Genomic DNA, 10,676 nt, shown 5'->3' with positions numbered 1-10,676 from the left:
GTCCGGCCCGCTGCCGATCCTGTGGGCCAGCGTGCGCGGCTGGGGCAAGCAGCAGCGCCGCGGCGTGTTCCAGATCTTCAACTTCACGATCCTGGCGGCCGCGCTTTGCGTGCAGATCGCAAGCGGCCTGGTGAAGCCCGAGCTGATCTGGCTGGTGGCGTGCGCGTTTCCGGGGACGCTGCTCGGCGCCTGGCTCGGCGCGCGGCTCTATCATGCGCTCAGCGACCGCAATTTCTCCGACGTCGTGCTGCTGCTGCTGTTCCTGTCCGGCGTCGCGCTGGTGTGGAACGGGCTGGCGCCGAAATAGCGCGGGCGCTGCGAGAGCGCCGGTTCTGATCCAATCAGATCCGAAGCTCCAGCCATGCGCCATCTCACTCCGCCGCGGCCTGGCCGAACTCGGTCGCCTGACGCTCGAACAGGCCGCGATAGATGCCGCCGGGACGCGCGGCCAGCACCTCATGCGTGCCCTGCTCGACGATTTCGCCGCGGTCGAACACCAGGATGCGATCCATGCTGCGCACGGTCGACAGCCGATGTGCGATCACGATCGAGGTGCGGCCCTTCATCAGTCGTTCCATCGCCTGCTGGATCAGCGCCTCGGACTCCGAATCGAGGCTCGAGGTCGCCTCGTCCAGGATCAGGATCGGTGCATCCGCCAGGAAGGCGCGTGCCAGCGCCACGCGCTGCCGCTCGCCGCCCGACAGCTTGACGCCGCGCTCGCCCACCAGCGTGCCGTAACCCTTCGGCAGCCGCATGATGAAGTCGTGCGCATTGGCAAGCCGCGCCGCCTGCTCGATCGCCTCCATGCTGGCGCCCGGCCGGCCATAGGCGATGTTCTCCGCCAGCGTGCGGTGGAACAGGATCGGCTCCTGCTGCACGATCGCGATCTGGCTGCGCAGCGATTGCTGCGTCGCCCTGGCGATGTCCTGACCGTCGATCAGGATCCGGCCGCCGGAGACATCGTAGAGCCGCTGCACCAGCTTGACGAAGGTCGTCTTGCCGGAGCCGGAGCGCCCGACCAGGCCGACGCGCTCGCCGGCATCGATGTCGACCGACAGGGCGTCATAGAGCGGCCGGCGATGGCCGCCATAGTGAAACGTGACGTCGTCGAACACGATGCGGCCGCCCTGGATGTCGATCGTCCCAGCATCGTCCGCATCGACAATGCCGAGCGGCTCGCCATGGATCTGCACCAGTTCCTCCATGTCGTTCACCGAACGCTGCAGGTTGTTGATGTGCATGCCGACATCGCGCAGATAGGCGTGGATGATGTAGTAGCTGGTCAGCACATAGGTGACGTCGCCCGGCGTGGCACGGCCCTGCGCCCACAGCAGGATCGCACCGCCGATCACCGAGGCGCGGAAGCACAGCAGCACCACGAGCTGCGCCGTCGAGGTGTGGTTGTAGCGGAACCAGGTCCGCCGCACCCGTCGGCGCCAGCGGCTGATGACGCCGTCGAGCCGCATGTCCTCGCGCGTCTCCGCGCCGAACGACTTCACCACCGCGTTGCAGGTCAAGGCATCGGCCAGCGTGCCGCCGACCTTGGTGTCCCACGCATTGGAAACGCGCGCGGCGGGCGCGACGTAACGTACCTGGAACACCATGGTCATCGCGACATAGATCACCGAGCCGACCGCGATCACCGCGCCTAGCTGCGGCCAATGCACGCCGAGCAGGATCATCGAGCCGACCAGCACCACGACCGACGGCAGCAGCGCCATCAGGATAGTGTCGTTCAGCAAATCGAGCGCCCACATGCCGCGCGTGATCTTGCGCACGGTGGAGCCGGCGAACGAATTGGCGTGCCAGTCGGTCGAGAAGCGCTGCACCCGCATGAAGGCCTGCTGCCCGACATCGGACATCGTCTTCAGCGTGAACGGCACGATGGTCTGGATGCCGACCAGCCGCAGCACCAGCGACAGCGCGCCGAGGCCGACGATGGCGCCGAACGCCAGCATTGCCGCATGGCGCGCGGCCGCATCGGTGGCGCCCGCGGTCAACGCGTCGACCAGATGGCCGGAAAACACCGGCATGAACAGGTCGGCCGCGGTCGCGCCGAGGAATCCCGCCGTCACCGCGGAGGCACGCAGCGGCTGTTGCAGCCAATGGCGGAACACAAAGGGAAGCACGATCCGGATCGCGGCCGGTCGCTTGGTCGTCAGAGAGGGCATGGCACGTTCCGGCCACGCCTTTGCAGCGCGTGCCGGCTCCATCTGAGGCGACGTGCGGGCGGAGTCCGACCGCGTGCGCCGCTGGAAATTGTCGATAAATTGTTGGGAAGTTTTGATGATCGGGGATCAGGCCCGATCAGCGCCGGGAGCTAACGCCTGAACGCGTTCAGCACCGTCGAACGCGGGCGCGCGATCTGCGAAATAAGCGACTTCATGCGCATCTCCCCGGTTCGAGTAAGGAAGCGCTGCTTATAAATGCATCACGCGCGGTTGGCAAGGTAACATCGGCGTGAGTGCGTCAATGTGTCGACGACGTCAGCTATTCACGCGACCGGGCGTAGCCCGCGCGAATCCAATGCGCTCAATGCGCGTCGCCGCCGCTCGCGGTCATCGACGGCGGCTTGTTGACGAACAGCACCAGAAGGCTGAGCGCGACATAGAACAGCGACAGCATGAAGAAGGCGTCGCCATAGCCCATCACCGCGGCCTGGCGGTGCACGATCTGCGAGAGCTGCTTCATCGCCATGATGGCGGAATCGCCCATGCCCTGCATGCGCTGGGTGAACATGTTGAGGGTTTCGACCGCGGTCGTATTGCCCCAGGTCACGCGGTCATGCAGACGCGAGATGTGCAGATCGGTGCGGTCGTTGAGCACCTCGTTGATGACGGCGAGCCCCACCGCGCCGCCGAGGTTGCGCATCAGGTTGAACAGGCCGGAGGCGTTCTTGACGCGATCCTGCGGCAACGTCGCGAGCGCGATGTTGTTGGTCGGCACCATCGCGCACATCATGCCGATGCCGCGCAGGATCTGCGGGACCAACAGCTCGTAGAAATCATAGTCGCGGGTGATCCAGGTCATCTGCCAGGAGCCGAGCGCGAAGGTCACGAGGCCGAAGGCGATGATGTAGCGCAGATCGACCTTCTGCATCAGCCGGCCGACCACCGGCGCCATGAAGAACATGGTGACGCCGGAGACGAACATGGTCTCGCCGATCATCAGCGCGCTGTAGCCGCGGACCTCCGCGAGATAGCGCGGATAGACATAAGTCAGGCCATAGAGCCCGATGCCGATGCAGAACTGCAGCACGCAGCCGACCGCGAAGTTGCGATTGGAGAAGGCGTAGAGATCGACGATCGGCTCCTCCGCGGTCAAGACGCGCCAGAAGAACGCGACCGCCGAGACGAAGCCGACCGCGGCGCAGACCGCGACCGAGGTGTCCTGCAGCCACTCATACTGCGGACCCTCCTCCAGCACATATTCGAGCGAGCCGAGGAAGCCGCCCATGAAGATCAGGCCCCACCAGTCGAAGCGCTCGAGCAGCGCGAAGTTCGGCTGGTCGAAGTCGACCAGCGCCAGCACACCTGCCGTGATGATGACGCCAGGCACGATGTTGATGAAGAACAGCCAGTGCCAGGACATCAGATCGGTGATGTAGCCGCCGACCGTCGGGCCAACGGTCGGCGCTAGCGTCGCGACGAGGCCGATGATCGGCGCCACGATGTGGAACTTGGTGCGCGGGAAGATCGTGTAGGCCGAGGCGAACACCGTCGGGATCATGCCGGCGCCGAGAAAACCCTGCAGCGCGCGCCACAGGATCATCTGCTCGATCGAGGATGCGAAGCCGCAGAGCAGGCTCGAGGCGGTGAAGCCGAACGCCGAGATCGCGAACAACAGCCGCGTGCCGAGCGCGCGCGACAGGAATCCAGACAAGGGAATCGCGATCACTTCGGCGATCAGATAGGCGGTCTGCACCCACGACACTTCGGTCGAAGAGGCCGACAGGCCGGCCTGGATCTCGGATAGCGAGGCCGAGACGATCTGGATGTCCAGGATCGACATGAACATGCCGAACACCATGATGATGAAGGCAACCAGCCGCTTCGGCTGGATGCGCTCGGACTCCGGGGCGCCGGTCATCATCGAGGGCGAAGCAGTGGTCGTATCAGCCATGGGCTCATCGGCTCCGAGCCTCGGACTCTGTCCGAAGCTTCAAGACATCACTGCGGATGGATCATCGTCGGCGCGTCGAGATCGGTTTCGGCGTCGGCATCGGCCGCGCCCTCGCGGGTGTCGACGGTGGTGTAGACCGACATGCCCGCGCGCAAGAGACCCTGCTTGGCGACGCTGGCAGGCACGCGGATGCGGACCGGCAGGCGCTGCACGATCTTGGTGAAGTTGCCGGTGGCGTTGTCCGGCGGCAGCAAGGTGAACACCGAGCCCGCCGCCGGCGAAATGCTGTCGACGAGGCCGGTGAACTTGCGGAAGCCGTAGGCGTCGACCTTGATCGTCACCCGCTGCCCGGTGCGGATGCGCTTGAGCTGGGTCTCTTTATAGTTGGCGTCGATGTAGACGCCGTCGAGCGGCACCACATTGCCGAGCCGCTGACCGACATTGATATAGTCGCCGGTGTTCACCAGGCGGTTGGAGAAGGTGCCGTCGACCGGCGCGCGGACATTTGTGAATTCGAGATCGCGCTCGGCCTTGGCGAGCTGGGTCTGCAATTCGGCGAGCTGGGCGCGGGCCTCGGCCTGCTGCGCCTTGGTCACCTCGACATTGTCCTTGGCCGCATCATAGGCCGCCTGCGCGGACCGCACGCTGGCCGCGCCCTGATCGCGGCCGGCCTCCGAGACTTCAAACGTGGCACGCGAGGCAAAACCCTTGGTGCTGAGCGCCTGCTGCCGGTCGAAATCGAGATCGGCGCGCTTCAGTCCGGCCTGGGCGGACACCAGCTGGGCCTGCGCCTGCTCGACCGAACTCGCCGCCGCCGCAACCTGGCGGCCGATGCGCTCGATCGTCGCCTGCTGGGTCGCGATCCGGGTGCGGGCGGCGTCGACCGCGATACGGTAGTCGCCGTCATCGATCCGGAAGATCACGTCGCCTGTGCGCATCAGCGCGTTATCGCCGGGCAGGATCGCCGCGATATGGCCCGCGACGCGCGCGCCGAGCATGGAGTTGTTGGCGCGGACATAGGCATCGTCGGTCGAGACGTAGAAGCGCCCGACCATCAGGTAATAGGCGGCATAGCCCGCGGCGGCGAGCGCGAGCAGGCCGACCACGCCCATCATCACGAATTTGCGCTTGCCGGATTTCGGCGCTGCCGCCGCAGCGGGCGAAGCCGCGGGCTGCTCGGGCACAGACGCGGGCGGCGCCTCCGCGGGACGCTTGGCTTCATCAGCCCGACCCTGCTCGCCGAGATCGGCGGATGCATCGCGCGCGATCGCGTCCTCGGCCATCTCAGGCTCCGAACGAACAATGCGTGCAGCCTGATCCCGTGCTGCGGCCATAGCCGAGGCTCCCCACAAAAATCTTGACGCGCGCTATGGCGGAATAAGGGCCGTGCGGCGCATCGTCACTCCCAAGATACCATTGACCGAACGGTTCGGTCAATCTATATTCTCGCCTCTAGATTATAAGGCTTCGATTCTACCCTTTCCTACTTTGGGTTGAGTTCTTTCCCGAGAAGCTAAATCAATGGTTGCAGCGCCCCGAACCTCCCTCCTGTCCGTCGGCGAGGAGGAATCGTCGAAACGCCGCCAGATCCTGGACGGCGCCCGTAAGGTGTTCCTGGAGCTCGGCTTTGACGGCGCGAGCATGGGCGAGATCGCGCGCGCTGCCGGCGTCTCCAAGGGCACGCTCTACGTCTATTTCCCCGACAAAGCCGGGCTGTTCGCGGCGATCGTCGAGGAAGAGAAGCTCGAGCAGGGCAAGGTCGCCTTCAATTTCGATCCGGCGCGCGACGTCGACACCACCCTCCACGAATTCGGCCGCGCCTATGTCGCGGTGCTGTGCCGGCCCGGCGGCGGCTCGGCGATCCGCACCGTGATGGCGATCGCCGAGCGGATGCCCGAGCTCGGCAGCCGGTTCTACACCCACGTCATCGCCCACACCGTCGACCGCTTTGCCGCTTATCTCGAGGCACGCGCCGCGCTCGGCGAGCTCGTGATCGACGACTACCAGCTCGCGGCCTGGCAGTTCATGCAGATGTGCCAGGCGACGCTGTTCCAGGCGTTCATCTTCCAGGCCAGGCCGTCGCCCTCGCCGGAGCGGATCGCAACCGTCGTCGACAGCGCGACGCGCGTGTTCTTCGCGGCGTACCGGCCGAAGGCCGATCGATAAGGTCAATTGCACGTCACTTTATCCGCGTGATTGCGAGCCACCCGGTAGGCGCGAAGCGCCGCCGGATGACAGGCTCCGCGAAGCAAATCCATTTCTCCCGCTTGCGGAGCGATGGATTGCTTCGTCGCTTCAGCGCAAAATTGCCTCGCAATTTCGTCGCGAGCTCCTCGCAATGACGACGAGACATTGGTGCGCTATCATCGCGCTTGCGGCGACAATGCGAGAACGCTTATCCATGAATGACCTCAGCATCCGGCATATGCAGCCTGACGAGATCGCGCTCGCGGTGGATTGGGCCGCGGCGGAGGGATGGAATCCCGGTCTCGCCGATGCGCCCTGCTTTGCCGCCGAGGACCCACAGGGCTTCTTCATCGGCGAGCTCGATGGCGAGCCTGCCGCAGTGATCTCCTGCGTCAATTACGGCGCGCGGTTCGCCTTCCTCGGCTTCTACATCGTGCGTCCGGATCTGCGCGGCCGCGGCCATGGCCTGAAGATCTGGAATGCGGCCATCGCGCATGCGCGCCCGCGCGTGATCGGGCTCGACGGCGTGGTGGCGCAGCAGGCGAACTACCAGAAGTCCGGCTTCGCGCTCGCTTACGCCAATGTGCGCTATGGCGGCACTGTCGCCGCACCGTCCGCGCCGAGCGACCGCACCGTCGCGCTGACCGATCTGCCGATGGCGCTGATCGAGGCCGATGACGCCACGGTGTTTCCCGCACCGCGGCCGGCATTCCTGCGCGCCTGGATCAACACGTCAGGACATGTCGGTCGCGCGCTGATGCACGACGGCAGGCTGGCCGGCTGGGGCGTGATCCGCCCGTGCCGGACCGGCCGCAAGATCGGCCCGCTCGTTGCTGACGACCGTGCCGGCGCCGAGGCCGTTGTCGCGGCATTGCTCGCGAGCGCGGGCAGCGGCGAGGTCTTCCTCGATGTCCCCGCGGTCAATCGCGACGCCGTGGCGCTGGCGCAAGGCCTCGGGCTGTCACCAGTGTTCGAGACCGCGCGGATGTATACCGGCGCGATCCCGGCGCTGCGGATCGATCGCCTGTTCGGCGTCACGACATTCGAGCTCGGTTAGCGCGAGATGTCGCCAGGTTGAAAGGTCTCGCGGCAGACTGCTGCACCTCCCCCGCTTGCGGGCAGGGCAATCGCATGTGGGCTCGATAGCTCCACAAACTCGTCACGCCCGGCCTTGTGCCGGGCATCCACGTCTTGGTTTCCACGAAAGACGTGGATGGCCGGGACAAGCCCGGCCATGACGGCGCGGAAACACCGGTGCTAGAGCCATAGGCCCGTGGGGCGAGTCGTGCGCTTTTACGATTTCGGAATATTAGAAATATATCCGTGAGTTGCCCGACGTGTCAAGTGGCTCGGTCGAACGCCCGCCACCGCCGGCTCCTTTGCATGGGGTTGTTTTCGATATTTTCGCAACGCGCCTCCCCCGCAAGTGCCCGCAAGCGGGAGAGGGAGCGCGGCTGCAATTCAAACCCGATCTAGTTCGCCGCCGCGTTGACCTCCGGCGCGGCGACGTTGTCCTGCTCGACCTCCTCGGGCAGGCCGGCGAAGCGCCGCAGCGCCTTCGCCATCTTCACGCGGCCGGCAACGCCGGTGATGATGACGTCGACCATCACGAACGACGAGTGGAAGTGCCCCTGCGCCTTGAGCTGCTCGACCTTGACGCCGGCTTTGGCGAGCGCGTCGCCATAGGCGATGCCCTCGTCGCGCAACGGATCGAACTCGCTGGTCGCGATGAATGCGGGCGGCAGGCCTTCGAGCTTGCCGCGCAGCGGCGCGACGCGCGGGTCGGTGCGATCGGCCGGCGAGCAGTACAGGTCCCAGAACCAGTACATCAGCCCGCGGGTCAGGAAATAGCCGGTCGCGTTGTCGACATAGGACGGCCGGTCGAATGTGGAATCGGTGACCGGACAGATCAGGAGCTGGCCCGCGATCTCGGGCCCGCCGCGATCGCGCGCGAGCTGGCAGGTGACGGCCGCGATGTTGCCGCCGGCACTCCAGCCCGCGACCAGCAGCGGCCCTGCCCTGCCGCCGAGCTCGGCGCTATGGGCCGCGATCCAGCGCGTCGCCGCAAAACCGTCCTCGGCCGCGGCCGGGAAGCGATGTTCGGGCGCGTGGCGATAGCCGACGCTGACGATGATCATGCCGGTGCGCCGGCACAGGTCGCGGCAGAACGGATCGTCCGACATCTCGTCGCCCAGCACCCAGCCGCCGCCGTGGAAATACACCACGATCGGATGCGGCCCCGGCGTCGCCGGCCGGTAGAGCTTGTACGGCAGCGGACCGTCCGCACCCTGCAGCATGCCGCTGCCGACCTCGCCGACCGGGCGGCCAAAGGGACGGCCCTTGTTGAACTCGGTGAGGAAGTCGCGCGCGCTCTGCGCCCCCATCGTCTCGAGCGGCGGCAGGTTCATCTCGCCGAGCAGGTTCAGCACCAGCCGCACATCCGGCTGCAAGCGCACGATCTCGCCGTCATTGCATTGATCGGCAACGCCGGGACCCGAGAGCCTGAAGCCGAGCATGCCGCGGCCGACCACCTCGTTGCAGATGCTGCGATACGGGCCGACGCCGCCCGTATAGGGCATCACGCCCTGCGGCTTACCGGGCACGTTGGCGCCCGTGTACCAGGTGTTGGCGAGCCGGTGCAGCGTCAGCGTCGCGCAGTCGGCCATGTGCCGTTCCCAGCCGGTCTGCGCGGTCTCGGTCGCTTCCATCGTGGTGAAGCCGGCGTCGCGCAGCGCGGCGATCCGTTCGACCACCCAATCGACATGCTGCTCGATCGAGACAGCCATGTTCGACAGCACCGACGGGCTGCCGGGACCGGTGATCATGAACAGATTGGGGAAGCCCGCGACGGTGACGCCGAGATAGGTCTGCGGTCCGTGCGCCCAGACATCCGATAGCGACTTGCCGCCGCGGCCGGAGATCGGATGCACCGCCATGATCGCGCCGGTCATCGCGTCGAAGCCGGTGGCAAACACGATGACGTCGACGTCGAACTTGCGTCCGTTGGTGAAAATGCCGCTGGCGGTGATCCCCTTGATCGGCTCCTGCCGCAGATTCACCAGCGTCACGTTCGGACGGTTGTAGGTCGCGTAGTAGTTGGTATCGAGACAGGGACGCTTGGCGCCGAACGGATGATCATGCGGGGCCAGCGCCGCCGCCGTCTCCGGATCCTTGACCACAGCGCCGATCTTCTCGCGGATCAGATCGGCAACCAGTCTGTTGCCGTCGACATCGACCGCCTGGTCGGCCCAGAGCTGGGTCAGGATGTGGACGAGGTCGCCCGCCGCCCACGCCTTCTCGAACCGCTCGCGGCGCTCGGCATCGCTCAACTGCCAGCTCACCACGGTCTGCTGCGGATAGGGCACGCCGGCCATCGACCAGCGCGCCTGCTCGCGATAGGCGGCGCGGTCGCCCTCGAAATAGGTCTTGCGATCCTCCGGCGCCGGGCCGTTGCCCGCAGGCAGCGCGAAGTTCGGGGTGCGCTGGAACACGGTGAGTTGCGCGGCCTGCTCGGCGATCAAAGGAATCGACTGAATGCCCGACGATCCGGTGCCGATCACGGCAACGCGCTTGCCCTTGAGATCGACGCCCTGATGCGGCCAGCGGCCGGTGAAATAGATCTCGCCCTTGAAGTCCTTGACGCCGTCGATCTCCGGCGGCTTCGGCGAGGACAGACAGCCGGTCGCCATGATGTAGTAGCGGCACGAGACGTCGGCGCCGTTGTTGGTCGAGATCTGCCAGCGCGAGGTCGCATCATTCCAGGTCGCCTGCGTCACCTTGGTGCCGAACCTGATGTCGCGGCGCAGATCGTAGCGGTCGGCGACGAAGCCGAGATAGCGCAGGATTTCCGGCTGGGTCGCGTATTTCTCCGACCAGGTCCAGGCCTGATCGAGCTCGGGATCGAAGGTGTAGCTGTAGTCGATGGTCTGGATGTCGCAGCGCGCGCCGGGATAACGATTCCAGTACCAGGTGCCGCCGACGTCGGCGCCCTCTTCGAGCGCGACCGCCGAGAAGCCCGCCTTGCGCAACCGATGCAGCAAGTACAGTCCGGCGAAGCCAGCGCCGACCACCGCAACGTCGACCTGTTGCGTGGTTCCGCTCTGCGTGGAGTCTGAAGCGCGTGCTGCAACTGCTGCGTCTGGCATGCCATTCCTCCCGTATGTTTTGATTTGACGGAAGGCTAGCCTCGAGCCTTCAGTTTGTCATCACGACAAACGCAATCAGAGGTCGCCGCAATTGTGACGCCCGCGGCCTGGAGCGCGCCGCGCAGCGCATAGACGCAAGTGGTGACGTAAGTTGTGGCGACGCAGCGGGTACGAACGGCGCCGCACACTTTGATGTCGTCCCGGCGAAAGCCGGGACCCATA

8 protein-coding genes are annotated in these 10,676 nt (G+C 65.9%); 3 read left to right on the top strand and 5 right to left on the bottom strand.

Features of this window, described 5'->3' with window-relative positions; genetic code table 11:
- Positions 1 to 307: TSUP family transporter (locus AKL29_RS45160; protein WP_244482220.1), on the top strand; the 307-nt coding region annotated here is incomplete at its 5' end.
- A gap of 64 nt (positions 308 to 371) precedes the next feature.
- Here the strand turns inward: AKL29_RS45160 and AKL29_RS20400 are convergent.
- From AKL29_RS20400 to AKL29_RS20390, 3 genes are all read right to left on the bottom strand, one after another.
- On the bottom strand, positions 372 to 2,171 hold the full coding sequence (locus AKL29_RS20400; protein WP_050385496.1) for an ABC transporter ATP-binding protein: 1,800 nt from the start codon (positions 2,169 to 2,171) through the stop codon (positions 372 to 374).
- 361 nt (positions 2,172 to 2,532) lie between these two features.
- Positions 2,533 to 4,122, bottom strand: coding sequence for a DHA2 family efflux MFS transporter permease subunit (locus AKL29_RS20395; protein ID WP_050385379.1), 1,590 nt, complete (start codon positions 4,120 to 4,122; stop codon positions 2,533 to 2,535).
- Positions 4,123 to 4,169: 47 nt separating this feature from the next.
- The gene (locus AKL29_RS20390) at positions 4,170 to 5,456 is read right to left on the bottom strand and encodes an HlyD family secretion protein (protein ID WP_050385378.1); all 1,287 of its coding nucleotides are present in this window, start codon (positions 5,454 to 5,456) and stop codon (positions 4,170 to 4,172) included.
- A 187-nt stretch (positions 5,457 to 5,643) separates the two neighbouring features.
- On the opposite strand from AKL29_RS20390, the gene AKL29_RS20385 reads away from it, so the two are divergent.
- Positions 5,644 to 6,288, top strand: coding sequence for a TetR/AcrR family transcriptional regulator (locus AKL29_RS20385; protein ID WP_050385377.1), 645 nt, complete (start codon positions 5,644 to 5,646; stop codon positions 6,286 to 6,288).
- A gap of 235 nt (positions 6,289 to 6,523) precedes the next feature.
- A complete protein-coding gene (locus AKL29_RS20380) occupies positions 6,524 to 7,366 on the top strand; it encodes a GNAT family N-acetyltransferase (protein ID WP_050385376.1) in 843 nt (280 codons plus the stop codon).
- Positions 7,367 to 7,781: 415 nt separating this feature from the next.
- Here the strand turns inward: AKL29_RS20380 and AKL29_RS20375 are convergent, their stop codons facing one another.
- Both AKL29_RS20375 and AKL29_RS44010 read right to left on the bottom strand, forming a co-directional pair.
- The gene (locus AKL29_RS20375; protein WP_050385375.1) at positions 7,782 to 10,454 is read right to left on the bottom strand and encodes a flavin-containing monooxygenase; all 2,673 of its coding nucleotides are present in this window, start codon (positions 10,452 to 10,454) and stop codon (positions 7,782 to 7,784) included.
- 35 nt (positions 10,455 to 10,489) lie between these two features.
- Positions 10,490 to 10,676 (bottom strand): hypothetical protein (locus AKL29_RS44010; protein ID WP_210168331.1); only part of this gene is annotated, 187 nt, incomplete at its 5' end.

This window comes from Bradyrhizobium pachyrhizi, from assembly GCF_001189245.1.
GTDB lineage: Bacteria > Pseudomonadota > Alphaproteobacteria > Rhizobiales > Xanthobacteraceae > Bradyrhizobium > Bradyrhizobium pachyrhizi.
The sequence above is the reverse complement of the archived record's forward strand: the minus strand, read 5'-3'. Positions and strand labels throughout refer to the sequence as shown.